Annotated in this window: 19 protein-coding genes and 2 tRNA genes; 4 read left to right on the top strand and 17 right to left on the bottom strand. The window is 68.2% G+C overall.

Going from position 1 to position 24,834, the window contains the following annotated elements:
• Positions 1 to 354: 354 nt before the first annotated feature.
• Both ABD987_RS26125 and ABD987_RS26120 read left to right on the top strand, forming a co-directional pair.
• Positions 355 to 3,429 carry an AfsR/SARP family transcriptional regulator gene (locus ABD987_RS26125; RefSeq protein ID WP_345399029.1) on the top strand — a complete coding sequence of 1,025 codons (3,075 nt, stop codon included), beginning with the start codon at positions 355 to 357 and terminating at the stop codon, positions 3,427 to 3,429.
• A gap of 510 nt (positions 3,430 to 3,939) precedes the next feature.
• Complete coding sequence (locus ABD987_RS26120; RefSeq protein WP_345399026.1) at positions 3,940 to 4,197, top strand: tautomerase family protein; 258 nt, start codon at positions 3,940 to 3,942, stop codon at positions 4,195 to 4,197.
• On the opposite strand, the gene ABD987_RS26115 is transcribed toward ABD987_RS26120, so the two are convergent.
• From ABD987_RS26115 to ABD987_RS26100, 4 genes are all read right to left on the bottom strand, one after another.
• A complete protein-coding gene (locus ABD987_RS26115; protein WP_345399023.1) occupies positions 4,194 to 4,409 on the bottom strand; it encodes a hypothetical protein in 216 nt (71 codons plus the stop codon). The two genes, ABD987_RS26120 and ABD987_RS26115, sit on opposite strands and share 4 nt — an antisense overlap.
• Positions 4,410 to 4,827: 418 nt before the next feature.
• Positions 4,828 to 4,895: transfer RNA gene (locus tag ABD987_RS26110), tRNA-Leu, on the bottom strand.
• A gap of 30 nt (positions 4,896 to 4,925) precedes the next feature.
• Positions 4,926 to 5,387 carry an SLATT domain-containing protein gene (locus ABD987_RS26105; protein WP_345399020.1) on the bottom strand — a complete coding sequence of 154 codons (462 nt, stop codon included), beginning with the start codon at positions 5,385 to 5,387 and terminating at the stop codon, positions 4,926 to 4,928.
• A 184-nt stretch (positions 5,388 to 5,571) separates the two neighbouring features.
• Positions 5,572 to 8,787, bottom strand: coding sequence for an AfsR/SARP family transcriptional regulator (locus ABD987_RS26100; RefSeq protein ID WP_345399017.1), 3,216 nt, complete (start codon positions 8,785 to 8,787; stop codon positions 5,572 to 5,574).
• Positions 8,788 to 8,997: 210 nt separating this feature from the next.
• On the opposite strand from ABD987_RS26100, the gene ABD987_RS26095 reads away from it, so the two are divergent.
• Positions 8,998 to 9,516 (top strand): hypothetical protein, encoded by a 519-nt coding sequence (locus tag ABD987_RS26095; protein ID WP_345399014.1) that lies wholly within the window; start codon positions 8,998 to 9,000, stop codon positions 9,514 to 9,516.
• Between the two features lie 186 nt (positions 9,517 to 9,702).
• Here the strand turns inward: ABD987_RS26095 and ABD987_RS26090 are convergent.
• The 3 genes from ABD987_RS26090 to ABD987_RS26080 all read right to left on the bottom strand — a co-directional run bounded on the left by ABD987_RS26090 (position 9,703) and on the right by ABD987_RS26080 (position 11,985).
• A tRNA-Leu gene (locus tag ABD987_RS26090) sits at positions 9,703 to 9,776 on the bottom strand.
• Positions 9,777 to 9,885: 109 nt separating this feature from the next.
• A complete protein-coding gene (locus ABD987_RS26085) occupies positions 9,886 to 11,208 on the bottom strand; it encodes an NAD(P)/FAD-dependent oxidoreductase (protein ID WP_345399011.1) in 1,323 nt (440 codons plus the stop codon).
• 84 nt (positions 11,209 to 11,292) lie between these two features.
• Entirely contained in the window at positions 11,293 to 11,985 is a 693-nt protein-coding gene (locus tag ABD987_RS26080; RefSeq protein ID WP_345399957.1) for a uracil-DNA glycosylase, read from the bottom strand.
• A gap of 71 nt (positions 11,986 to 12,056) precedes the next feature.
• Between ABD987_RS26080 and ABD987_RS26075 the strand changes: the two genes are divergently transcribed.
• On the top strand, positions 12,057 to 13,553 hold the full coding sequence (locus tag ABD987_RS26075) for a S10 family peptidase (RefSeq protein WP_345399008.1): 1,497 nt from the start codon (positions 12,057 to 12,059) through the stop codon (positions 13,551 to 13,553).
• 88 nt (positions 13,554 to 13,641) lie between these two features.
• On the opposite strand, the gene ABD987_RS26070 is transcribed toward ABD987_RS26075, so the two are convergent.
• The 10 genes from ABD987_RS26070 to ABD987_RS26025 all read right to left on the bottom strand — a co-directional run bounded on the left by ABD987_RS26070 (position 13,642) and on the right by ABD987_RS26025 (position 24,714).
• On the bottom strand, positions 13,642 to 15,387 hold the full coding sequence (locus ABD987_RS26070) for a S8 family serine peptidase (protein WP_345399005.1): 1,746 nt from the start codon (positions 15,385 to 15,387) through the stop codon (positions 13,642 to 13,644).
• 9 nt (positions 15,388 to 15,396) lie between these two features.
• Positions 15,397 to 16,395 carry an ABC transporter ATP-binding protein gene (locus ABD987_RS26065; RefSeq protein WP_345399002.1) on the bottom strand — a complete coding sequence of 333 codons (999 nt, stop codon included), beginning with the start codon at positions 16,393 to 16,395 and terminating at the stop codon, positions 15,397 to 15,399.
• Entirely contained in the window at positions 16,388 to 17,386 is a 999-nt protein-coding gene (locus ABD987_RS26060; RefSeq protein ID WP_345398999.1) for an ABC transporter ATP-binding protein, read from the bottom strand. Before ABD987_RS26060 ends, ABD987_RS26065 begins: the two co-directional genes overlap by 8 nt.
• Before the next feature lie 3 nt (positions 17,387 to 17,389).
• Positions 17,390 to 18,343 carry an ABC transporter permease gene (locus ABD987_RS26055; protein ID WP_345398996.1) on the bottom strand — a complete coding sequence of 318 codons (954 nt, stop codon included), beginning with the start codon at positions 18,341 to 18,343 and terminating at the stop codon, positions 17,390 to 17,392.
• Positions 18,336 to 19,262 (bottom strand): ABC transporter permease, encoded by a 927-nt coding sequence (locus ABD987_RS26050; RefSeq protein ID WP_345398993.1) that lies wholly within the window; start codon positions 19,260 to 19,262, stop codon positions 18,336 to 18,338. The genes ABD987_RS26055 and ABD987_RS26050 overlap by 8 nt, the downstream gene beginning before the upstream one ends.
• Before the next feature lie 92 nt (positions 19,263 to 19,354).
• A complete protein-coding gene (locus tag ABD987_RS26045) occupies positions 19,355 to 20,977 on the bottom strand; it encodes a peptide ABC transporter substrate-binding protein (protein WP_345398990.1) in 1,623 nt (540 codons plus the stop codon).
• A 356-nt stretch (positions 20,978 to 21,333) separates the two neighbouring features.
• Complete coding sequence (locus ABD987_RS26040; RefSeq protein WP_345398987.1) at positions 21,334 to 22,287, bottom strand: Ppx/GppA phosphatase family protein; 954 nt, start codon at positions 22,285 to 22,287, stop codon at positions 21,334 to 21,336.
• Positions 22,288 to 22,394: 107 nt separating this feature from the next.
• Positions 22,395 to 23,537: a lytic transglycosylase domain-containing protein gene (locus tag ABD987_RS26035; RefSeq protein ID WP_345398984.1), complete on the bottom strand. Its 1,143-nt coding sequence runs from the start codon at positions 23,535 to 23,537 to the stop codon at positions 22,395 to 22,397.
• 178 nt (positions 23,538 to 23,715) lie between these two features.
• Positions 23,716 to 24,225 carry a DUF501 domain-containing protein gene (locus ABD987_RS26030; RefSeq protein ID WP_345398981.1) on the bottom strand — a complete coding sequence of 170 codons (510 nt, stop codon included), beginning with the start codon at positions 24,223 to 24,225 and terminating at the stop codon, positions 23,716 to 23,718.
• Between the two features lie 126 nt (positions 24,226 to 24,351).
• Positions 24,352 to 24,714, bottom strand: coding sequence for an FtsB family cell division protein (locus ABD987_RS26025; protein ID WP_345399954.1), 363 nt, complete (start codon positions 24,712 to 24,714; stop codon positions 24,352 to 24,354).
• Between the last annotated feature and the right edge of the window lie 120 nt (positions 24,715 to 24,834).

Raw genomic sequence — 24,834 nt, 5'->3', positions numbered from 1 at the left:
TTCGATCATGACTTCGCACCTCCTTTCGCACCTCGACCCGGGAAAGGACGAGTGCGGCCGGGACACAACCACGGCGTTGTTCCGAGGTCTCGTCACCCGACTCCAACGAGTCTCGTGACCGGTTGGAAACACGCATCGCACTCCCTCTATCGGCGTTCACTCGGACACCGGAAGTGTGAGGTGTGTTGTGTTCAACGGCGTGTCAATGCGACCGTCAAGTCTGCGACAAACACGCGTCAAAGGTGACAAATCGATGTCAGCCACGGACGATCCCTGCGTAACCCGGTGCACGAATGCCAGACTCGCGGGGAAGCGGGGAAGTTCCACTCAGCAATCCCAGGAGGGGGGAGCGCTGTGCAGCTGGAAGTCGCGTTCGGAATTCTCGGGCAAACTACCATGCGTATGCACGGTCGTTTGAGCACGGAGTGGGGTTCACTGAAACTGCAGCAACTCTTGGCGACGCTGTTGGTGAAACCAAAGGTGCGCATGGGGGTGAACACGCTGGCCGATTGGGTCTGGTCGACGGACGAACGCACCCCGACCGACGCGCCCGCTACGTTACGCACCTACGCCGGGCGCATCAACAAAGCGATACGGGACGCCGATGCTCCCGCGAAACTCCACACCATCGACGGGACTCTCCATATCGATGTCGAACGAGAGACAATCGACTACTTCGCTTTCGAGAGTCTGCTCAGGAGCGCCCAAGAACATCGCAAAGAGCACGACCACGACACGGCTTGCGCCATCCTCGGCACGGCGCTCGATCTTTGGCGAGGTCAGCCGCTGGCAGTTCTCAAGTCACAGCGGGCGGCCGACTGGCGTTATTCGGCGATCCAGCACACCTGGTTGCCCGCCAACCAACTGCTGCTCGGCGAACTGATCGCACTGGAGCGTTTCGAGACCGCGCTACGGAAGCTCGACGAGCTGCAACGTGAACACCGAACCGACATCGGACTGGTACGACGCCGACTGTACATCCTGCGCGAACTCGACCGCACCGACGAAATGGGCGACTATCACATCAAGACACGCAAAGCGCTCCTCGACGAGGATCCGACCGCGGCCGAGGACCTGCGCAAGTACTACAACACCCTGCTGTCCGAACCCGAGCCGCGAAGGTCGGCCACCCGGACGACACCAGGCGCCCGCGGGGCAGCCGAGCGGCTGGCCTTGGTTCCGCTTCCCCGGCGGCCCGCTGACCCAGTCACCCGCAACCGGCCGTCCAGCCTGCTGCCGGCCTTCGCCCCGCAAGGACCGTCCCTGCTCCCGCCCGGCGTTACCGACTTCGTCGGTCACCAGGATCTGCTGACCACCCTCGATGAGCTGGCCCGTACCGAGGACGGCCGTTTCCGCCCCGGCGTGGTGGTCTTGGACGGCTTGGCCGGCATCGGCAAGACGGCCCTCGCACTGCGCTGGGCACATCAGCAGTACGGCCAGCTCGTCGACACCGCTCTGTATGTCGACCTCCACGGCTTCGACGGCGGGCACCCCGCCGAAGCCGGCGACGTGATCGACGAGCTTCTCGACGCGCTCGGCGTACCCATCTCCCGCCTCCCCACACGCGCGAGAAAGCAAGCCAAACTCCGCGAGATCTTCGCCGGGCGTCGCGCCCTGATCGTGCTCGACAACGCCGCGAACTCCGCGCACGTCCTGCCACTGATGTTCCCGCTCGCCCCGAGTCTCGTAGTGGTGACCAGCAGGAAGTCACTCACCGCGCTGGCGAGCCGACACGGCGCCCGACACTGCTCCGTCACTCGGCTGAACGACGTTCACGCGGCGCGTGTCCTGAGCAGCCGCATCGGTGCCAGGGCGGAAAACGAGCAGAACTCGCTCGCGCGACTGACCGCGCTGTGCGGCGGGCTCCCTCTCGCGCTACAAGTGGTCGCCCGGCACATCGAGAGCAGGCACGGCGCCGCACTGACAGAGTTCGCCGACGAACTACAGGACCAGAACCGTCTGCTCGACATTGGCGACGACGGGGACGACCCGCCCACGAGCATTCGGGCTGCTTTGTCCATCACCTACCGGGCGCTTCCCACGGACGCCCAAGCACTGTTCCGAGTCATCGGACTCTCCCCCGCGCCGGAGCTTACCCTGCCCGCCGCGGTTGCACTGTCCGGCAACTCGACGAGGAAAACGCAGCACTTCCTCGATGTACTTGTCAGCACGCACTTCCTGACCTCGCGAGGCAAGTCCGGCCACTACCATCTGCACGACCTCCTTCGTGCTTTTTCCCGAGAACTCACCGAAGGTGCCGAACACTCGGACATCCGCGCCGAAGCCGAACGTCGGCTGTTGTCGTTCTACCTGCACACGAGCTACGCCGCCGACCGGCTGCTCTTTCCTTTCCGCATTCCGGTACCGATGCTCCCCGCGGTGCCGCACGCACCAGCACTGGATTTCACCATCGCCGCTGAGGCGAAAGCCTGGCTTCTACGCGAGCGCGCAAACATCTCAGCCGTCGTGCGCTGGGCCGCACCACGCGGATATCACGATTACGCCTGGCGAATTCCGCACAATTTATACGGCCTGTACCGAAGGCACGGAATGTATGAGGAATTGCGAGACCTCTACGAGATTTCCGCGACTTCGACACAGGCAGTGGAAGGCGGGCTCGATCATGAGGGCGGCACCCGGAGCGACCTTGGCTTCATCCACCTCGCACTGGGAGATCAGGAGGCCGCCCTACGCGAATTCCACCTCTGTTCCGCCATAGCACAGCAGACCCGCAACACCATGGGCATCGCCATCTCCTTGTCCCACCTCGGAAAATATGAAAGGCAAGCGGGAAACCTGGATGCCGCCGCCGACCTCCATCGACGGGCACTACACCACGCCACCGCCACCGGCAGCCCTGGCGCGAAGTCCGCAGCCCTCCACGAACTCGCGAGCACCTCTCAGGCACGCGGACAACACAGTGAAGCGCTTTCCCTGTATCGCCACGCCCTGCGTCTACGAGAGCAGATAGACCACAGCCACGGCCAGGCCGAATCCCTCACCGAGATAGCAGCAATCTTGGCCGAGCAAAAGCAGTACGACCAAGCGCGACAACACGGGCTCAGAGCATTGGAAATCATCGAGAGCATCAATGATGTCGAGGTCGGCCCGCGCGCTTGCGAGGTCATGGCCACCATCAATTACGCGCTCGGCGATCGTCAGGCCACAATCGGCTACGCGCGACAGGCCGCACGACTCGCCACACGCTCCCACAACGCTCCCATAGAAGCGAACGCCTTCCACATCCTCTCTCGGGCTCTGAAGGACCTGGGTCGCCTTGCTGCCGCCGAGGAGGGCTGGCTACACGCAAAGGCGATCTACGCGGACCTGAACAACCACGCGAAGGCCGAGCGCGTCCGGCAAGATCTCGCGACGCTGCGGACGGCACCGCGCCCGGCAATTCCAACCAAGCCCTCGATGACAACATGAAACCTACTCTGAATTAACTTCACTCATCCGAGTGTTTCGACACCGTCAGCAACAACCACCATCACCCACTCGGTTCCTTGATGCGCACCAGCAGGGCTATCCACCCGCAACGATTCACCCCTCAGTGGGCCCCCGTGTAGCCACCGCGTAACTCGTCTGTACGCTGTCCCTCGTTCGATACCTCGGGCATTCAGTCGACGCCTGCACATCTGGCAGCAGTCGACTCCAGCTGGAACCTTTTCATATAGAAATAATTTTAGAGCAACAGAAGGACGATGAAGAACTTCTCGAAGGCCACCGTGCTGCCCCTCGTGGCCGGGGTAGCTCTCATCTGCAGCGGGCCGGTGTTTGTCCAGAAGATTCCCGCTACGGAGGCAAAGGCTCTCGCTTCCGAATCCACGGTGGACTTTAGCTACTGGAATTCAGACTACTGGAACCCAGACAAAGCTCACATGCACTGAAATGGCTCAGTCACGGCGGTGAGGACAGGTAGGGTACTGCCTCACCGCCGTGAGCGAGCTTCCAGGCCCGACCAGGCGAGGTTCCAGCTCAACTCCGAAGACGAAGACGCGAGGAGACGATGAGCTGTTGATCAGAGTATCCATGCTTTCCGGTCGCACCGACAAGCAGAAGCAGGCGCTTGTCGAGGAGCTCACCGAGGCCTTCGTACGCACCTGCGGCGGAAAACACGACGGCGTCTGGGGCATGATCGAGGAAGTCGAGCACGCGCACCGGGGAGTCGGCGGACTTGTGTCCACGGCGGGCTAGACGGACCAGGCCCGTGGTGTTGAGCACCCGGAACGGCCCCAGCCCGTGTGCGCGAGCCCCAGCCTCTTGGCCTGCCGCGCGAAGATCGCCGGTCCACCCCGCTGTTGCCACAGGCTGCTGGCGACGCGATCGTCACTGGTCGCGAGCATGGTGTGGACGGCATCCTCCTCGCTGCCCGAGGGCAGTGAGGAGTCGTCGATCAGGTCCAGCACGATGAGCAGCGTTCGCGTGCCTACCCACCACCTCGGCCAGAGCCGAACCGCACCGGGTGTGCCAGTCCTTGCCACCGGGCCCACCGGTCAGGACGACCAGAACCCCGCCACGACGAGCGCGGCGACCTCTACGAGCACCTTCATCCGAACCCCTTCGTCGATCGCCGCGGGTGCCCGAACTCCACGAATACGGCTGGGAGGGGGCCGAAGCCTGAACACGAACCTAGTGTTCAGAGGCGACGCGGTTCCCGACAGGCGAGACGAGCAGGTGACAGCTGCACGGGAGGCGTCCGCTCCATGACTCTCCTACACCAGCGAGCCGACGGGGTGTCCGGCTTGGTGGCCGGTACGGGCGGGGCGACGCTCACCACACCGGGCGCCCTGTGCAGGGTCCGCAGAGCTCGCCTCCGGGGGTCGAAGAGAACGTACGGGTTCAAACCCGCACTGGGTCGATTTTAAGTCGACTGCCTCTGCCAGTTGGGCTACGGGGGCACCGCTCAGCCTAGGCGATGCGCGTCACCCCGGGGCGTCGGTCCGCCGGAACTCCAGCCATCGCTGTCCCAGCTGCGCCCAGACGGCCTGGTATTCATCGAACTTGGCGCTGATCACAGCCGAATCGAGCTCCGTGGGAGGCGTCGACGCGATGTAGAAGGCGAGTTCGTCCCGGAGCCGGTAGAAGTGGAACTGCCCTTCCTCCATCAGTACCCACAGCGAGCGCCACGCGAAGAACGGCTCAAGCGCGCTTACCACGGTCGTGACCGCGACTAGCGCGAAGGCGAAACCGGTCCAGCCGTCGAGGTTCTGCAGTCCCAGGATGATCGTCGACATCCCGGACAGTGCGAGCAGCAGTACCCGGATCGCCACCGCGCGCCACCGGAACCGGCGCTTACGGCCGTGTACGTGGGCATTGTCCCGCTCGATCCGCTCCAGCACGTGCTGAGCAAGTTCGAGCGGGGTCAGCCCGGATCGAAGCGGCACAGGCGGGACAGGCTTCCGAGAGGCTTTCACCTCTCGACAGTAGTCCCGGCCGGGTCAGGACTTCGAGACCCGCGCGAAGTCTTCCTTCGGGTTGTTGATCTGCCCCAGCGAGATGATCTCGCGGCGGAACAGGCCGCCGAGCATCCAGTCGAAGGGGAAACAGATCGTGCCGCCTGACCATCCACTATGGACCTATGCGGGGGAAGGCCGGCAGGACGTTGGCATGGTCGGTCCACCGCACGCCGATGCTCTGGAAGAGCGCGAGCGCGTTCCGGCGCTGGACCCGGGACTGGCTGTGGTGCCCGTCGCGGCCGTGCAGCCGGGCGAGGACGAGCCGGGCCCGTGCCTCACCGAGGCGATGGCCGATCTCGGCGAACCGGGCACGCACGCGGGTGACCTCTTCGATCGCCTGGGTGCGTTCCGGGGCGACGACCGCCAGCACGAGGAGCGCCTGTCCCTCCAGCAGGCGGTAGCCGTGCCGCCGGGCGAGCGCGAGCGCGGCCCGCGCGTCGCCGGGATCGTTGCGTGCCGCGGCGAGCCCGATGAGCGCCTTGGTCTCCGGGAAGCGTTGGGTGATGGCGTGACTGAGTTCCCGGGCTTCCCGGAACCGGGACGACGCCTCGGCACGGTGTTCGAGGAGGTGATGCACGGCGCCGAGGGCGATGAGGGCCTCGGCCTCCACCGGACGGTCCCGCACGGCACGGGCGAGGGACCGGGCCGCGTGGGCCTGGTCGAAGGCCACGTCATAGTGACCGGCGTCGGCGCGCACCGCGGCGAGTCCGGCTCGCGCCGCGGCTTCCATGCCACGGTCACCGGTCTCCTGGTGGAGGTCCAGCGCGGCGGTGAGGCACCGGGTCGCCTGATCGAGATCGCCCAGATCGTGGTGGATCAGGCCGAGTTCGGTCAGGACGTCGGCCTGCCCGGACGCGGACCGCAGCTCCCGTTGGAGCGCCAGTGAGTCGGTGTACCAGCCGAGTGCCTCCCGCAGGTCGCCTCGATACGAGTGTGCCTTGCCGAGGCTCCAGAGATTGTTGGCCTGCTTGGTAAGTCGCCCGGTCCGCCGGTTGAGCGCGAGCGAAGCCCGGTGGTGGCGGACGGCGTCGGCCAGGTGTCCCGCTTGCGCGGCGAGGTTGCCGAGGTACCCGTGCCCAGCGGCCTGTCCGTCGGGCCACCCGATGTCCGTGGCCATCGCCAGCGCCTCGGCGGAGTACTGCCCGGCGCGTTCGCTGTGACCCTGGCGATAGTGGACGTCGGCCAGGCTCAGCAGCGCGGTGACCGTTCCGTGCGGGTCGCCGACGGCCTTGGCGATGTCCAGTGCGGACCCGGCGGCGGTCAGCCAGTCCGCGGTGTGCATGCGAAGCCAGAAATAGCCACGCAGCGCGTCGGCGAGCACACCGGCCGCGGCGACGGGCCGGTACTGGGCGGCATGCGTCACCATCACGAGGAAGTTGGGCCGTTCGGCGTCCAGCCAGGCGACCGCGTCGGTGTGATCGGCGAAGGTCGACCGGACGGCGTCGGTCGCGGGAATGGTGAGCCGCCGCAAATGCGGATACAGCGCGTTCGCCGCCTGGTCGGCGGTGGCCAGGTACCAGGCGAGGAGCCGGTCCGTCGCGGCGTCCGTGTCGTCCTCGCGGGCCGCCCGCTCGCGCGCGTAGAAGCGCAGCAGGTCATGGCTGTGGTACCGGCCGGGCTGGTGCTCGTCGAGCAGGTGCGCCATGGTGAGTTCGGCGAGGAACCGGTCCGCCTCGGCCTCGGTCACCCCGGCGAGCGCGGCCGCCGCGCCAACGGTGAAGTCCACGGCGGGAACCACCCCGAGGAGCCGGAACAACCGCCGCGCGTCAGCACCGAGACGCCGGTAGGACAGGTCGAAGGCCGTACGCACGGCTGGTTGTTCCTCGTCAGGGACGCTGAGCGCGGTGAGCCGGTCGTCGCCCCGCAGTTGTTCCGTGTAGCGGCCGATCGAGAGGCCGGGACGGGTGTGCAGATGCGCGGCCGCGATCTGGAGTGCCAGCGGCAACCCCGCGCACAGCACGGCCAGTTCGCCGACCGGCTGGGCGCGGGCCGGGCGGAGCACGCGCCGGAGCAGGGCTTCGGATTCGGACGTGGTGAGCAGGTCCAGCGGCAGGCTTCGCGCGCCGTCGTGAGCGACCAGCCCGGACAAGGGCGTACGGCTGGTGACCAGCACGGCGCAGGTGTCCGAGCCGGGGAGCAACGCGCGAACCTGCTCCGCGTCCCGTGCGTTGTCCAGCACGACGAGCGTGCGCTGGTCGGCCAGGATGCTGCGGTAGAGCGCGGCCGCCTCGTCGACATCGGCGGGGATCTCGTCGGCTGGCACACCGAGCGCCCGCAGGAAGCGGGTCAGCACCGTGATCGGCCGCGCCGGTGTGCCGGTGGAGTAGCCACGGAGATCCGCGAAGAGCTGTCCGTCGTCGAACCGCTCGCGTACCCGGTGTGCCCAGTGCAACGCCAACGCGGTTTTGCCGACACCGGCGGTGCCCGTGATCACCGAGACGAACAGGGCGGCCGGTGCTTCACCGGCGTCGGCGAGCAGCCGGTCGAGTTCGGCCAGTTCGGCCTCGCGCCCGGTGAAACCCGCGACATCGGCGGGCAACTGGACCGGACGGACGAGCCGGCCCCGCACCGGCTCGGGCACGAGCGCGAGCCCCGGATCATCCGACAGCACGGCGTGTTCCAGTTCCCGGAGGGCGGGCCCCGGCTCCAGCCCCAGCTCGGCGACCAGGCTCGCGCGGCCGCGCCGGTAGGCCTGGAGCGCCTCCGCCCGGCGGCCGCACCGGTACAGCGCCAGCATGAGGTGGTGCAGCAACCGCTCACGCAAGGGATGCCGCAGGACCCAGCCCTGCACCTCGTCCACGACCTCGGCATGCTTGCCCAGCCGCAGATCCGCGTCGAGCCGTGCCTCCAGCGCGGTCAGCCTGAGCTGGTCCAGCCGCTCGGCTTCGACCACGGTGGTTCCGGCCGACACCTCGGAGAATGCCGGCCCACGCCACAACGCCAGTGCCGCGGCCAGCGTCGTCGCCGCCGCCTCGGCCCGTCCCTCGGCCAGTTCGCGTTGCCCGGATTCGACAAGGCTCTGGAACACCCACGCGTCCAGTTCGCCATCGGCGACCGTGAGCCGGTACCCGCGGCCGGTGGTGGCCAGCAGCTCGTGCGCGTCCTCGCCGAGCAAGCGCCGCAAGCGGTTCACATAGACCTGGACCGTGTTCAACGCGGTCCTCGGCGGGCGGACGCCCCACAGTTCGTCGACGAGCCGGTCGGTGGCGACCACCCGGCCCGCATCGACGAGCAGGAGCGCCAGCACGGAACGCGGCTGGGCCGCGCGAACAGCAGCCCAATCCTCGCCGTCCCAGATCTGTACCGGGCCGAGCACCCGAAACCGCATCAGCCTCCCCGGCCACGCGCCGTCTCCCCGGCAGCCTAGCGCCGAGCCCGTGTCCTCGACACCTCCTCGCGCTGGGCACAAAGCCACTCGAACGAACGGTGCCGTAATTCAGGTCTGGTTCAACGCCGAGTCAGGGCGCTGGTTCACGCTGGGTCCTCCGGCTCGGCGAGCGGGCCGGCGCCACGGAACGGTGTCCGGAGGGAAGCAGTCATGCGCACGAAACGGATCTTCAGCGTGGCGGGCCTGACCGTCGGGCTCGGTGCACTGGCCGCCCCGTTCGCCCGGGGCACCGCCATCGGCGTACCGACCACCGGCAACCAGCCATCGCATTCCGTCTACTCCGGCGACGCGCCGGACGGGACGGGCGTTCCGGGTCCGGCTTATCCGCCGGGAACGATCCTCAGGTTCTCCGGGATCGTGTTCCCCGGCACAGCGGTGGTCTACCGGTTCTACCAAGGAAGTACCCCGGGTCCTGCCCAGAACCCGTTCGCGGTGAAGGTGACCTCCCGCGCGCGCTCCGACTGCGTCGTGGACGAGCGCGACGGCGACAACAGCCTCGTTTTCGACGATCGGTTCCCGAAAACCACCATGGTCGTGGCGACCTACCGGCGCTGGGAGGACAGCGCGCTGGTGCAGCAGGTCAGCCTGATCTTCCGGAAGAAACCCGCCGCCGCGACGATCGCCAGCATCGGCAGCGCACTCGCCGCTGCCCCGAATTCTCCGCGGTAGAAGTCCTGTTCCCCAGTTTCCTCAGCCGACGTTTCACACGCCTGGGTCACACGTCGGCTGAGGCCGCCCGGCCGGTGCTTTCTCCCCCATGAATCGCCGGCCGGGCTTCCACCCGGTAGCCGTCCTCGCCGTTGACCCAGACACCGGCGAGGGCGGCTGCCGTCTGCTTGTCCGGTGCGCAAGGAGTGCCCCCGACGGGGTTCGAACCCGCACTGGGTCGATTTTAAGTCGACTGCCTCTGCCAGTTGGGCTACGGGGGCACCGCTCAGCCTAGGCGATGCGCGTCACCCCGGGGCGTCGGTCCGCCGGAACCACGGCGAAAGGGCACTGCCGAGAGGCTTTCACCTCTCGGCAGTAGTCCCGGCCGGGTCAGGACTTCGAGACCCGCGCGAAGTCTTCCTTCGGGTTGTTGATCTGCCCCAACGAGATGATCTCGCGGCGGAACAGGCCGCCGAGCATCCAGTCGAAGAGGATGCGCACCCGGCGGTTCCAGGTCGGCATCGCCTTGAGGTGGTAGGCGCGGTGGAACAGCCAGGCCGGGAAGCCCTTGATCTTCATGCCCATGGCGTCCGCGACGCCCTTGTGCAGGCCGAGGCTGGCGACGGCGCCGAGGTTCTTGTGGTAGTAGTCCTTCGGCTTGCCGCCGCGGACGACCCGGATGATGTTCTTCGCCAGGTGCCGCGCCTGCCGGACGGCGTGCTGCGCGTTCGGCGGGCAGGTCGCGGTCGGGTCGGCCTCGGTGCGCGAGAGGTCCGGCACGGCGGCGTTGTCGCCCGCGGTCCAGACGTCCGGGTGACCGACGACCTGCAGGCCGGCGGTCGCCTCGAGCCTGCCGCGCTTGTCGAGCGGCAGATCCGAGTTGGCCAGCACCGGGTTGGCCTTCACCCCGGCGGTCCAGATGATCGTGTCGGTGTCGAACTCGGTGCCGTCCGAAAGCACGACGTGCCCGTTCTCGAACGACTTCGCCGCGGTCGACAGGTAGACCTCGATGCCACGCTTCTCGAGCTGCTGGACGGTGTACACGCCCAGGGTCTCGCGGACCTCGGGCAGGATGCGCCCGGCGGCCTCGACCAGCACCCAGCGGATGTCCTCCGGCTGGATGTTCGGGTAGTAGTTCGTGGCGAAGCGGGTCATGTCCTCCAGCTCCGCCAGCGCCTCGATACCGGCGAACCCGCCACCCACGACGGTGAAGGTCAGCAAACGCTTGCGCAGCTCGGGGTCGAGCGTGCTGGCCGCCTCGTCCAGCTTGGTCATGACGTGGTTGCGCAGGTAGATCGCCTCGCCGATGGTCTTGAAGGCGATGCCCTCCTCGACCAGGCCGGGGATCGGCAGTACCCGGGCGACGGCGCCGAGCGCGACCACGAGGATGTCGTAGCCCAGCTGCTCGACGTGGCCGTCCGCGGCCTCGACCGTGACGGACTTCTGCGCCTGCTCGATCTTGGTGACCCGCGCGGTGAGCACGTGGCAGCGCTTGAGCACGCGCCGCAGCGGCACGACCACGTGCCGCGGCTCGATCGCGCCCGCCGCCGCCTCCGGCAGGAACGGGGCGTAGGTCATGTGCGGCTGGGGGTCAACGACCGTCACGGACGCCTCATTGGCCCGAAGCATTTTCTGGAGGCCGTACGCGGTGTACAGCCCGACGTACCCACCACCGAGCACGAGGATCCGAGTCGGTTCCGACTTAGCAGCCATGTACCTATAGTCGCACTCACGCGCGCGTATCGCTCGGGGACCCCACCCGGCTGTGACCAGCGTCGCCACCTCTTCGGCACCGATTCAGAAGAGCCCTGTCACCTTGGCGGCCGAGGTCAGCACCTCGCACACCATCGCGTGAGTCACCCGATGCGTCTGGACATTGCGTGGGGACACGTGGTAACAGCCGAAAACCCGCAGGTCGTCGAGCTGGAGCACGGCCCCGTGCCCGAAGGCGGGCCGCGGGGACGGGACCGGCCACCCGGCGTCCGCGAGCACCGGCAGGAGCGCCTGCCAGCCGAACGCGCCGAGCACGACGACCGCGCGCAGGGTGGGACGCAGCAGGTCGAGCTCGGCCGCCAGCCAGTGCCGGCAGGTGTTCCGTTCGGCCGGGGTCGGCTTGTTCTCCGGCGGCGCGCAGCGCACCGGCGCGACCATCCTGGTCCCGATCAGGCTGAGCCCGTCGCCGATCGCGGTCGACGTCGGCTGCGAGGCCAGCCCGACCTCGTGCAGTGCGCGGAAGAGGAAGTCGCCGGACGGGTCACCGGTGAACATCCGGCCGGTGCGGTTCGCGCCGTGCGCCGAGGGGGCGAGGCCGACGATCGCCAGCGCGGCGTCGGCGGGCCCGAATCCGGGGACCGGGCGCGCCCAGTACTCCTGATCCGCGAAGGCCGGGCGTTTCGTGCGCGCGGCCTGCTCTCGCCAGGCGACCAGCCGCGGACAGGCGCGGCACCCGATCACCTCGGCGTCCAGTTCGGCCAGCGAACGCGGGCGGATGTGCACCAGGTCACCATGCCACAGCCGCGCGACCGCCGAAGGTCGTGCACCCCCGGCACTAGGTTGGTTCCATGGCGGAAACGACCTCTGAAGAGAAACCAGCGGAACCGGCGGAGCCCGCGAAGGCCGAGGCTCCCGAGCCGGCGGACGACCTCGTCACGACCCACCACACGCTGACGGTGAAGCGGCGCAAGCTCGCCTACACCGCGCAGACCGGGCGGATCGTGCTGCGCAAGGAGGTCGTGACCGACGGCAAGGCCGAGGGACACAAGCCGAAGGCGGAGGTCTTCGTCACCGCTTACACGCTCGACGACGCCGACCCCGGCACGCGCCCGGTGACGTTCGCGTTCAACGGCGGGCCCGGCTCGTCCAGCATCTGGCTGCACCTCGGACTGCTCGGGCCGCGGCGGGTGCTCTCCGGGGACGTCGACAACCCGGCGGCGCCCCCGTACGGGCTGGCCGACAACCCGGAAAGCCTGCTGGCACACAGCGACCTGGTGTTCATCGACCCGGTCGCGACCGGCTACTCCCGGGCCACCGACGGCGAGACCACCAAGGACTTCCACGGGTTCAAGGGCGACATCGAGTCCGTCGGCGAGATCATCCGGCTGTGGGTGTCCCGCAACGAACGCTGGCTGTCCCCCAAGTTCCTCGCCGGTGAGTCGTACGGGACGCTGCGCGCGGCCGGGCTGGCCGCGCACCTGCAGGAACGGCACGGCCTCTACCTCAACGGGCTGCTGCTCATCTCGTCCGTGCTCGATCTGGGCACCCTGCGGTTCACCGAGGGCAACGACCTGCCGTACTCGTTGTACGTGCCCACCTACGCCGCGATCGCGCACTATCACGGCCTGCACGGCGACCGGCCGCTCGACGACGTACTCGCCGACGCCGAGGACTTCGCCGCGAAGGAACTGCCGTGGGCGCTCGCCCGCGGCGCCCGGCTGTCCACACAGGACCGCGCGGAGACCGTCGCCACCCTCGCCTCGCTGACCGGGCTCAGCGAGTCCTATGTGGACCGGGTCGGGCTGCGGATCGAGCACGTGCGGTTCTTCACCGAGCTGCTGCGCGACCGCGGCCTCGTGGTCGGCCGCATGGACGGCCGGTTCACCACCTGGGAGCCCGACGGCGGCCGCGAGCACGCGAGCGACGACCCGTCGATCTCACGGATCATCGGCGCGTACTCCGCGGGTTTCAACCACTACGTCCGCGCCGAGCTCGACTACCGGAACGACCTGCCGTACGAGATCCTCTCGATCGACACGTTCAAGGCGTGGTCCTACGCGGACTTCGAGGGCCGCTCGGTGTCCGTTGTGGACTCGCTCGCCGCCGCCATGCGCGCCAACCCGCATCTGAAGGTGCACGTCGCGTTCGGCCACTACGACGGCGCCACCCCGCACTTCGCCGCCGAGCACGTACTGGCCAGCCTCCAGATCCCGGAGGAGCTGCGGGACAACATCGACACCGCGTACTACCCGGCCGGGCACATGATGTACGTCCACGAGCCGACCCGGGTCCAGCAGTCGAAGGACCTGGCCAAGTTCGTCAAGAAGGCCTCGAACCGCGACTGATCTTCCCGGGGGCCTCGGTCCGTGAATGCCACATTGAGGGACTCTGAGTCCCTCAATGTGGCATTCACGGACCTTCGCTGAACAACGGCTAGGGGCGGAGGAAGGCGGCGCCGCGGGTGACGGCGGCGTAGGCGTCGACGGCGCCGTGGCCGTAGAAGCCGTTGAACGACGGGTCACCGAGGCAGGTCGCGGTGAACGACGCGTCGCGGCCCTCCTTGAGGTAGTCCACCGTCCTGGGCACCGGGCAGGCGATCGGCGAGGCGGTGCCTTCGAGGACGCGCTTCACCGCGTCCGGGTCCATCCCGAAACCACCGTGCGGCAACGGCTTGCCGTACCGCGAGATGATCAGCGCGGCGACACCGGTCGCGTGCGGAGCGGCCATCGAGGTGCCCTGCAGCCACTGGTAGTAGCCGACGCGGCCGTCCGGGGCGGTCGCCTTCTGGATGCCCGCGGTCTCCCCGGCGGGCGTCACGTTCCCCGCGGCGTCGATCTTCCCCGACGCCACGCCGACGTTCTTCGGGTAGGTCGAGAGGATCTCGTTCTGCAGGGTGTTGAACCACGGCGTGCCGTAGCCGTCGCGGAAGTACCCGCCGGGCGCGGACACCGAAATCCGTTCGGTGCCGTAGTTCGAGTAGTCTGCCTTCGCCTGTGACGGGCCGAACGAGCCGACGCTGATGGCGTGCGGTCCTTCGACCGGCAGCGAGAGGCAGGTCGCGTTGTCGATCTTGCGCGGATGCGTGCTGTTGCTCGGGAATCCGGGGCTCTTGACGTCGTCGTGCGGCGCGGCGAGCTCGTCGTGCTGGTTGCCCAGCGCGACCACCTGGGCGACGCCCTTGCCGTGCGCGTAGTTCATCGCGCGGGTCATCGCCTCGATGATCGTCCGCTGCTCGGCCTGCTGCGCGGGGCTGTCCGCCGGGTTCGCGGCGCAGTTGTACAGCCACGGATCGACGTAGAAGCTCATGTTGACGACGTCGATCCCGGCGTCACCGGCGTAGGTGAGCGCATCGACGGCGGACTGGAGGAAGAAGAAGCCCGAGTCCTGGCCCGCGCGGATGTTCACCAGCGACACGTCGGGCGCGACCCCGGAGACGCCGAAGTCGTTCAGCGCCGCGCCGATGATGCCCGCGACGTGTGTGCCGTGCCCGTTGTCGTCGTGGTCGACCGGATCGACGCAGCCGCGGTACTCGCAGGGCCCGTCGACCACGGCGCCGTTGACGTCGGTGGGGATGTCCTTGGTGAAGTTCCGCGAACCCGCCCGGTCGAAGTTCGGCGCGATGTCCGGGTGCGTCCCGTCGACGCCGGTGTCGATGATGCCGACCTTGACCTTCTTGCCGCCCCTCGTCACCGTGTGCGCGAGATCGGCGCGGACGGCCCGCTGACCCCAGAGCTGCTCGTCCAGCGGGTCGGTCCTGATCGGGTCCGCGCGCCGCGCGGAGGCGGTGGGCGCGGCCCTGCCGCCGCCCTGTCCTTCCTTCTCGACCACGTCCGGCTTCACGCCGCGGGCACCGTCCTTGGGCGCCGCGCCGATCGGCTTCGTCTTCGCCGCGCCGAACACCGCGCGGTCGCCGGAAACCCTTTCGGCGAAACCGTTCGAGGGCGCGCTGGCGGTGATCAGGCCGACCGCGGTGTTGGTGGTGACGACCGTGCCGCCCGCCTCCCGCACGGCCCGCTGCGCCGCCGCGACGTTCGACCAGTCGCGGGCGAGCACGGTGAACTCGGTCGCCGGCCCGGACGGCGCCGACTGGGCCGAGGCCACCGGGACGGCGAACGCCGACAGCGCGCCGAACAACGGCACCGCGCAGGCGACGGCGAGCGTCCTGGATCTTTTTCTCATCGTTTCTCCTTACGGGACCACGGTTTTCTGCTCCGCGAAGTGGCAGGCCGAGAGGTGACCGTCGGTCCTGCCGATCAGCTCGGGCTCGTCGTTCGCGCAGACGTCCTGCGCCTTCCAGCACCGGGTGCGGAACCGGCAGCCGGACGGCGGGTCCAGCGGGCTGGGCACGTCGCCCTCCAGCCGGATCACCTGCCGCTGCCCGCGCACCGCCGGATCGGCGACGGGCACGGCCGAAAGCAGCGCCTGGGTGTAGGGGTGCGACGGCCGTTCGTAGATCTCCTCCTCGGTGCCGAGCTCCACGATCTTGCCGAGGTACATCACCGCGATCCGGTTCGACAGGTGCCGCACCACCGAAAGGTCATGCGCGATGAACACATAGGACAGTCCGAACTCCGTCTGCAGGTCACCGAGGAGGTTCATCACCTGCGCCTGGATCGAAACGTCCAATGCGGACACCGGCTCGTCGCAGATGATCACCTTGGGCCGCAGCGCGAGCGCCCGCGCGATCCCGATGCGCTGACGCTGGCCGCCGGAGAACTGGTGCGGGTACCGGTTGAGGTGCTCGGGGTTCAGCCCGACCACCTCCAGCAGCTCCCGCACCTTGTGCGCCCGCGATCCCTTGGGCGCGACGTCCGGGTGGATCTCGAACGGTTCGCCGACGATGTCGCCCACGGTCATCCGGGGGTTCAGCGAGGTGTACGGGTCCTGGAGGACGATCTGGATCTCGCGGCGCAACCGGCGCAGCTCGGCCCCGCGCATCGCGAAGATGTCCTTGCCCTCGAAGGTCGCGGTGCCACCCGTCGGTTCCTCCAGCCGCATCAGCACCTGGGCCAGTGTGGACTTCCCGCAGCCGGATTCGCCAACCACACCAAGGGTTTCCCCCGGCATGAGGTCGAACGAGACACCGTCGACGGCCTTCACGTGCCCGATGGTGCGTTTGATCAGCACGCCGACCCGCACCGGGAAGTGCTTGACCAGCGAGTCGACCCGCAGGATCGGCTCAGCCACGGGAGTTCACCACCTCTTCGGCGAAGTGACAGGTACTGGTCCGGCCGAAGCCGAGGCTCTGACTGCGCGGCAGTTCGGTCGCGCACCGATCCTCGGCCCGCTTGCAGCGAGGATGGAACGGACAGCCCGGCGGGATGTCGAGCAGGCTCGGCGGCAGCCCCTTGATCGTCTCCAGCGTCTGTCCTTTGAGGTCCAGCCGCGGCAGGGAGTCCATCAGCGCCGCGGTGTAGGGATGCCCAGGCGCGCGGAAGAGCTCGCCGACGTCGGCCTGCTCGACGATGCGCCCGGCGTACATCACCGCGATCCGGTCGGCGACCTCGGCGACCACCCCGAGGTCGTGGGTGATGAGGACGAGGCCCATCTGCCGCTCGGCCTGGATCTCCGCGAGCAGGTCCATGATCTGCGCCTGCACGGTGACGTCCAGCGCGGTGGTCGGCTCGTCGGCGATCAGCAGGTCCGGGTCGAGCGCGAGCGACATCGCGATCATCGCCCGCTGCCGCATCCCGCCGGAGAACTGGTGCGGGTACTCCCGCACCCGCCGTTCCGCCGCCGGGATGCGTACGGTGTCGAGCAGTTCGACCGCGCGGCGCCGAGCGTCCTTTCTGGACATACCGAGCCGGACCCGCAGCTGTTCCTCGATCTGGAAACCGACGGTGAAGACCGGGTTCAGCGCGGACAGCGCGTCCTGGAAGATCATCGCGATCTCCCCGCCACGCACCTGCATACGCCGCTCCTCGGACGCGGTGAGCAGGTCCTCGCCACGGAACCGGATCGCGCCGCCGGTGACCACGCCCGGCGGGGTGTCGAGAATGCCCATCACCGTCTGCGCGGTGACGCTCTTGCCCGAGCCGGACTCCCCGAGCACGGCCAGGGTTTCCCCGGCGTGCACGGAATAGCTGACGCCGTTGAGCACGTTCGCGACGCCTTCCGACGTCCGGAACTCGACACGCAGGTCCTCGACTTCGAGCAGCAGCTCGTTCTCCACGGACATCGGCTACCTCGACTTCGGATCGAGCGCGTCGCGGATCCCGTCACCGAGCATGACGAACGCGAGCACGGTGAAGGTGACGAACGCCCCGGGGAACAACAGCATGTGCGGGGCGTTGCGGAAGTAGTCCCTGGCGTCGCTGATCATCACGCCCCAGGACACCACCGGCGGCCGGACGCCGATCCCGAGGTAGGCCAGTGTCGCCTCGGCGCCGATGAACGCGCCGAGCGCGATGGTCGCGTAGACCAGCACCGGCGCGATCGTGTTGGGCAGCAGGTGCCGGAAGATGATCCTCGGCGTGCTCGCGCCGAGACCGCGCGCCGCCTTGACGTAGTCGAGCTGTTTGGCCACCAGCGTCGCCGAGCGCATGATGCGCATCGCCACCGGCCAGCTCAGCACCGCGATCGAGACGACGACCTGCACGATGATGGTCACCGCGCCCGGACTGCTCCCCGGCGCGTTGAAGGTGGTCAGGATGATGATCGCGCCCAGCACGAACGGCAGACCGGCGAAGATGTCGCCGAACCGCGAGAGCACGGAGTCGACCAGCCGGCCGTAGTACCCCGCGAGAATCCCGACGATCGATCCGATGAGGACGGTCAGCAGCGTGGAGAACACCCCGACGAGCAGCGAGGCACGGGTGCCGTAGATCGTCCTGGCGTAGACGTCGTAGCCCTGGTTGTCGTAGCCGAACCAGGCGTCGGCGGACGGGCCTTCGTTGGCGTGGGCCAGATCGCTGAACTCCGCGGGCCGCGAGCTGAACAGGCCCGGCGCGATCGCGATGAGGGCGATGACCAGGATGATCAGCACCGAGATGACGAACGCGGGCTTGCGGCGCAGCTGCCGCCAGGCGTCGTTCCACAGGCTGCGCGGCTTGCGCGGCCCGGCGGCCGAATCGTCCACACGGGACAGTTCGGCCGCGTCGACGCCGCCGCCACCGACGAGATTCGGGTCAGTCATAGCGGATCCTCGGGTCGAGAACGGCGTAGAGCAGGTCGACGATCAGGCTCATCAGCAGGTACACCAGCACCAGCAGGACCACGACCCCGGTGACGGTGGCGCTTTCCCGGTTCTGGATGCCGCGGAAGATGAGCCCGCCGAGGCCGTTGATGTTGAACACGCCCTCGGTGACGATCGCACCGCCCATCAGCGTGCCGAGGTCGGTACCGAGGAAGGTCAGCACCGGGATCACCGAGTTGCGCAGCAGGTGCACCCCGACGACGCGGCTGCGCGGCTGCCCCTTGGCGATCGCGGTCCGGACGTAGTCCGCGTGCCGGTTCTCCGCGATGGAGGTCCGCGAAAGCCTTGCCACATAAGCCATCGAAAGGCTGCCCAGCGCGATCCCCGGCACGATCAGCTCGCCGAAGCCGGGGTTGTCCGAGACGCTGATGTCGATGATGCCCAGTTCGGTACCAAGCACGAGTTGCAGCACGATGGCGGTGACGAACACCGGGAGCGAGATCAGGAAGGTGGTCGACACCAGGACCAGGTTGTCGAGGAATCCCTTGCCCCGCAGGCCGGTCAGCACACCGGCGGTGAGTCCGATCACCGCCTCGATCGCCACCGCGACGACCGCGAGGCGCAGCGTGATCGGATAGGAGTTCCCGATCAGTTCGCCGACGGAGTTACCGTTGAAGGTCTCGCCCCAGTCACCGGTGAACAGGTCCCCGAGGTACTTGAAGTACTGGACGAAGATGTTGTCGTCCAGGTGGAACTTCTGTGTCATCAGGTCGACGTAGGCCTGCGGGCACGCGGCCTGGCCGCACTTCCCGGCGAACGGGTCGCCGGGGACGGCCCAGACCAGCACGTAGATGAGAAAGGTGGTCCCGAAGAACACCGGGATCAGCTGCAACAGCCGTCGCAGGATGTACCGAGTCATGGGTGGTTCCTCGTGCGCGCCGGGCTTCGTGCGTGCCGCCGCGCGAGCGCGCGGCACGCACGAAGCCGTGAGTGGTGGGAGCGGTCAGCGCGTCACTTCTTGAGCACCTGGAAGGACTGGTAGTCGCCCAGCCGGCGGAAGTCGAGACCGCCGGTCTTGAGGTTCTTCGACTTCGCGGCGACACCCTTCTCGTCCCACACCGGGATCGAGGGCAGGTCCTGGGCCACGAGGTCCTCGGCCTGCTGGTACATCTTGATCGCGGCGTCCTTGTCGGCGGTGCCGTCCGCCTCTTCGAGCTTCTTGTCCACGGCGGGGTTGCTGTAGCTCGAGTCGTTGGAGGAGGCGCCGGTCTTGTAGATCGGGTTGAGGAAGTCCTCGATGGAGGGATAGTCCGCCGACCAGTCCGACCGCCCCATCCCGGTCAGCTTCTTGCCGGTCACGATGCTGCGCCACTGCCCGAAGTCGGTGGCCGGGACGAAGTCGCACGGGACGCCGAGCACGTTCTGGATGCTGTTGCACGCGGCGACCAGCGGCTCCTTGCGCCCGCCGTCGGCGTTCGAGGCGATGGTCAGCTTGCCCGTGAATCCGGACTTCTTGAAGTACTCCTTGGCCTGGTCCGGGTCGAAGTGGCAGAGCTTGCACACGCCGGGGCGGTAGCCGGGGATGCCCTGCGAGACATAGCCGTCGGCCGGGACGTAGGTGTCGTTCATGACCTTCTTGGTGATCTGGTCGCGGTCGATGGCCAGCGAGATCGCCTTGCGCAGGTCGGGATTGTTGTAGCCGGGCACGTAGTAGGGCACCGCGATGGTGCTGATCCCGAGCAGGTGTCCGTTGACCAGGTTTTCCTTGAGGTCGCTCTTGTACTTGCCGCCCGCGATCGCCGACGGCGGCAGCGTCTCGATGAAGTCGAGCTTCCCGCTCAGCAGGTCCTGGTAGGCCGTTTCCTGGACGGCGTAGATCTTGATGTCCAGGTTCTTGAAGTGGACCTTGTCCTCACCCTTGTACTCGTCGTACCGGGTGAGCTTGATGTTCTGGCCCGCCGCACGGGAGACGAACTTCATCGGGCCGTTGCCGATCGGGTGATCCCCGAAACCCTGCGGGTCCTTGAAGAACACGTCCGGAAGCGGCGCGAACGCGGTGTACCCGATCTTCGTCGAGAACACCGAGAACGGCGCCGTGAGCGTCACCTGGAACTCGTAGTCGCCCTTGGTGACGAGGCCGGACATCTTCTCCGCGGTCGGCTTCTTGCCCTTACCGGGGTTGACCTGGTCGAAGCCCTCGATCTGGGAGAAGAAGTCGGAGTTGAGCTGGCCGTTCGCCGCGTTGGCGCCGTAGTTCCATGCCTCGACGAAGTTCTTGGCCTTGACCTCGGTGCCGTCGTGGAACTTCCAGCCCTGTTTGATCTTGATGTCGTAGACCTTGGAATCGGCCGAGGTGATCGAATCCGCCATCAGGTTGTACGGCTGGGCACTGTCGCCCTTGAAGCCGACGAGTGCGGCGAACATGGGCTGCACGGCCTTGGTGCCGCCCAGTTCGTTGGTGTTGGTGGGGATCAGCGAGTTCTGCGGCTCCGTGCCGTACACCGAGACCGAGCCGTCCGGATCGACATCCCCGGCACCGGCCTTGGACCCCGCGCCACCGCCGCACGCGGCCAGCGCGAGTGACAAGGTTGTCACCACCACGGTGGATCCCCAGAGCCTGCGCGATCGACGCATGTCCCCTCCAACTCGTGTGCCGCCGGCGCGGTTGTGCCGCTCCGGCCCGAAAGGTGAGACGCACGTTAGCGGCGGAGTGAACCAGGCCACAGGACCCACATGTTGCAAATGAGTGACGGCAAGGTGGGATCACCCGGTTAGAGCACAACGTTCGTTGGAATCCCGCTGGGCCGAACAGACCAATGAGGACAACTGGTCACGGCACGCTCACCGAGTGTCCGGTGCCGGTATTTTCCTTCCGGCACGCGGTTTTCTTCGCGGATCGGCGGGCACACGACACCGCCGGGATCCGGTCAAGGGCCCCGGCCAGTCTCGTGTTTTTTCGAAAGCGTCTTCTCGGTGCTTTCAATTCCCTTTCAGGCGAGCGAAAGGGCGATGCCGTCCAGGATGTCGTGCTCACTCACGATCAGCTCGTCCGGACCACCGCGGGCGGCCAGCTGCTCGGCCAGCACCTGCACGACCACGGCGCCGCCGCCGATCACGTCGACGCGGCCGGGGTGGATCACCGGATTGGCCGCCCTGGTGGCGTGATCGGCCGCGAGCAGTGTCCGGGTGAGACGGTCGATGTCCGCGTGCGAGAGCCGCGACAGGTGCACCCGCTCGGTGTCGTACTCGGGCAGCTCCTGGGAGACCGCGGACAACGTCGTCACCGTCCCGGCGACACCGATCCAGGTCCTGGCGCGCGAGACGTCGACGACCTCGAACGCCTCGGTGAGGATCTTCGTCGCGAGATCCCGCGCTTCGGCGATCTCGGCGTCGGTGGGCGGGTCGCCCTTGAGCGCGCGCTCGGTGATCCGGACGCAGCCGATGTCGACGGACTTGGCGGCCAGCACCTCGGCCTCGCGGCCGTTCCACGTGCCGAGCACCAGCTCCGTCGAACCACCGCCGACGTCGACCACGACGAACGGACCGTCGTCCGGGTCCTGCTCGCCGACCGCGCCGGTGAACGACAGGCGCGCCTCCTCGTCGCCGCTGATCACCTCGGCCTCGGTGCCCAGTACCTCGCGGGTCATCGCGAAGAACTCGTCGCGGTTGCTCGCGTCCCGCGTCGCCGACGTCGCGACCATGCGGACCTTCTCCACGCCCTTGCGGCGCGCGGCGACCGTGTAGTCGGCCAGCGCGGCCCTGGTGCGCTCCAGCGCCTCCGGCGCGAGCCTGCCGGTGGCGTCGACGCCCTGGCCGAGCCGGACGATGCGCATCTCGCGGTGCAGGTCGCGCAGGTCGACCGTGCCGTCATGGCGCGGGGTCAGCTCGGCGACGAGCAGACGGATGGAGTTGGTCCCACAGTCGATCGCGGCAACACGAGGCATGGACCCCACCCTAACCAGTCCGGCCCGGCTGTTCCTGGTGACGTCGGTCCGTGGGGGCCTCCTTGAGGGACCTCAGCTCCCTCAAGGAGGCCCCCACGGACCTTCGCTCAGCGCTTGGTCGTGCCCGACGGGGTGGTCGTCGTCGTGGTGGTCGAGGTGACGGTGGCACCGCAGGTCGGCGGCGGCGGGGTGGGCGTGGTGGTCGACGTGGGACTGGTGCTCGTCGTCACCGTCGTGGTCGTGGTGGTGGTCGTCGGCGAGACGCAGGTCGGCGGGGTGGGCGTCGACGGCTTCGTCGGGGTCGTCGGCGTGGACGTGCCCGGTAGCGTCGTCGACGGCGGCGGCGCGGAGGGCGAGCCGGGCGGCGACGGCGGGACCGGTGGCGGCGGCACGGCGGGCGGCGGCGGGGCCGCGGCCGCGTTCGGCGCGCCGACCGGGATCTTGCTGTCCTCGGTCGGCAGCACGCCCTTCCGGTACGCCTCGGCCCACAGGATGACCGTGTTCACATACGTGTCGGAGTTGTTGTAGCGGTGGATCGAGGCGCTCAGCTGCTCCGGGTTGGCGAGGTCGAGACCACCGGAACAGAGGTAGCGGCCGGTCCCCAGCGAGGCGTCGTAGATGTTGTTCGGGTCGGCGACGCCGTCCCCGTTGCCGTCGGCGGCGTAGCCGAGCCAGGTCGAGGGAATGAACTGCATCGGGCCGACCGCGTGATCCCACACCGGGTCGCCGTCGTAGCGGCCGCCGTCGGTGTCCGGGATCGCGGCGAACCCGCCGGAACCGTTGAGCTGCGGGCCGAGGATGCGTTCCAGCGTCGTGCCGTGCGCGTCGACGTAGCCGCCGCGCGCGTGGTTGGACTCGATGCGGCCGATACTCGCGATCAGTGCCCAGTCGATGTGGCAGCGCGGCTGTTCCCGGCCCAGGATGTCGGCGGACTTCCGGTACGCGTCGAGCGCGGTGGCCGGGATGCCGAGCGGGCCGTTCGGGAGTTCGTAGGCGGGAAGCGGGAGTGGGACGGTCCCGTTCGGGAGACTGCCGTCCACGGAGATCTGCAACGCCAGCGGACTGCGCGGGTCGTATCCGCCGTTCAGCGCGACGTGCTTCGTCGGCACCGTCTCCGAGGCCGCGAGCCACGCGGTGACGCCGGTACCGGCGAGTACCGCGGGCACCACGCCGAGGATGCCGCCCGCGATGGCGAACAGGGTCCGGTGCCGGGCACGGAACCCCGCCGATCTTCGCAGGCCGAGACGCATACCCCTTGTCCTCCCAGACGGGTTCCCACAGAACCCGATACTCGCCCACCCCGTGTAAGGACTCTGTTGCCAGCCTGCCCCAAGCCGGAACCGGATTTCAGCACTTCGGGCCGATCACACCGGACCGGACCACGGATTCGCCCACCCAGACCAACTATCTCTACCCGGGGAGGCGGCGTTACCCCGCGCAGTCGCCGGAGGGCCACCCCTTCTCACGCAGCAGGGCGAGCGTTTCGTCACCGAATGGGTTCACCCCGGGACCCACCGCGAGCGTGTGGGCGAGGTGGACGTGCAGGCACTTCACCCGGCCGGGCATGCCCCCCGCGGTCACCTCGTGCCCGAGCGGCTCGATCGCGTCACGCTCGGCCAGGTACAGCTCGTGCGTGCGCTGGTAGGCCGCCGCGAGTTCCGGGTCCGTCGCGAGCCGGTCGGTCATCTCCTTCATCAGCCCCGACGCCTCCAGCGTGCCGACCATCGAGGTCAGCCGGGGGCAGGTCAGGTAGTACAGGGTCGGGAACGGGGTGCCGTTCTCCAGGCGCGGGCTGGTCTGGACGACCGACGGGTGCCCGCTCGGGCAGCGCGCGGCGACCGCCCGCAGCGCACGGGGCGTCCGGCCGAGCTGCTCCGCGATGACCTCCCGGTCGGCGTCGGTGACGGGCTCGAACCGGTGTTTTTCCGTGCTGTTCACGTCTAGCAGGTTAGCCGGGAGGGCACGCCGCGCCGACCACCACCGCCCGGCGAAAAGCCGTGAAGGCCCCCTTCACGGCGTTGAGCGCCGGTAAGGGGGCCTTCACAGCACGTCCGCGAGCGAATATCAGCCGGTGATCTGGGACCAGAGCTTCTCGTACCAGGAACCTTCCGGCACCGGCTGCTGCCCGGTCGGCTGCGGCTGCTGTGCCGGCGCCTTGTCCTCGGGGAGCTGCACGATGTAGGGCGTTTCGCCCGGTTTGACCATGCGCAGCCTCCGCCGCGCCTCGGCCTCGATCTGCGCGGGATCGCTCAGCTCGGACTTGCGCGCCTCGAGCTGAGCGACCTGCCGCTGCAGTTCGGTCTGCTGCACCTGCTGGTCGTTGACCTCGGACTTCTGGCTGAGGTAGGTCCGCAGCGGCACGGCGATGGTGAACGCCAGCGCGCACACCACGATCGCCACCACCGCCGCCCGGCGGGTGGTGGACATGCCGAGCACCTTCGCCGCACCGGAGGCCCGTTTCGCCGCCAGTCCCCGGCGCAGCCGGGTCCTGGTGTTCTCGGACTTGCCGGTCCGGCGGCGGGCGGCCTCGGGCCGCCGGGCGCGGGT

This window comes from Amycolatopsis samaneae (assembly GCF_039541975.1).
Taxonomy (GTDB): domain Bacteria; phylum Actinomycetota; class Actinomycetes; order Mycobacteriales; family Pseudonocardiaceae; genus Amycolatopsis; species Amycolatopsis samaneae.
This window is presented reverse-complemented; position numbering and strand designations above follow the sequence as displayed.

Coding starts and splice junctions, on each gene's coding strand:
- ABD987_RS26100 (WP_345399017.1), bottom strand. CDS start 8,787: ATGCGGTTTCGGGTGCTCGGCCCGGTACAGATCTGGGACGGCGAGGAT.
- ABD987_RS26095 (WP_345399014.1), top strand. CDS start 8,998: ATGCGCACGAAACGGATCTTCAGCGTGGCGGGCCTGACCGTCGGGCTC.
- ABD987_RS26085 (WP_345399011.1), bottom strand. CDS start 11,208: ATGGCTGCTAAGTCGGAACCGACTCGGATCCTCGTGCTCGGTGGTGGG.
- ABD987_RS26075 (WP_345399008.1), top strand. CDS start 12,057: ATGGCGGAAACGACCTCTGAAGAGAAACCAGCGGAACCGGCGGAGCCC.
- ABD987_RS26070 (WP_345399005.1), bottom strand. CDS start 15,387: ATGAGAAAAAGATCCAGGACGCTCGCCGTCGCCTGCGCGGTGCCGTTG.
- ABD987_RS26060 (WP_345398999.1), bottom strand. CDS start 17,386: ATGTCCGTGGAGAACGAGCTGCTGCTCGAAGTCGAGGACCTGCGTGTC.
- ABD987_RS26055 (WP_345398996.1), bottom strand. CDS start 18,343: ATGACTGACCCGAATCTCGTCGGTGGCGGCGGCGTCGACGCGGCCGAA.
- ABD987_RS26050 (WP_345398993.1), bottom strand. CDS start 19,262: ATGACTCGGTACATCCTGCGACGGCTGTTGCAGCTGATCCCGGTGTTC.
- ABD987_RS26045 (WP_345398990.1), bottom strand. CDS start 20,977: ATGCGTCGATCGCGCAGGCTCTGGGGATCCACCGTGGTGGTGACAACC.
- ABD987_RS26040 (WP_345398987.1), bottom strand. CDS start 22,287: ATGCCTCGTGTTGCCGCGATCGACTGTGGGACCAACTCCATCCGTCTG.
- ABD987_RS26035 (WP_345398984.1), bottom strand. CDS start 23,537: ATGCGTCTCGGCCTGCGAAGATCGGCGGGGTTCCGTGCCCGGCACCGG.
- ABD987_RS26025 (WP_345399954.1), bottom strand. CDS start 24,714: ATGTCCACCACCCGCCGGGCGGCGGTGGTGGCGATCGTGGTGTGCGCG.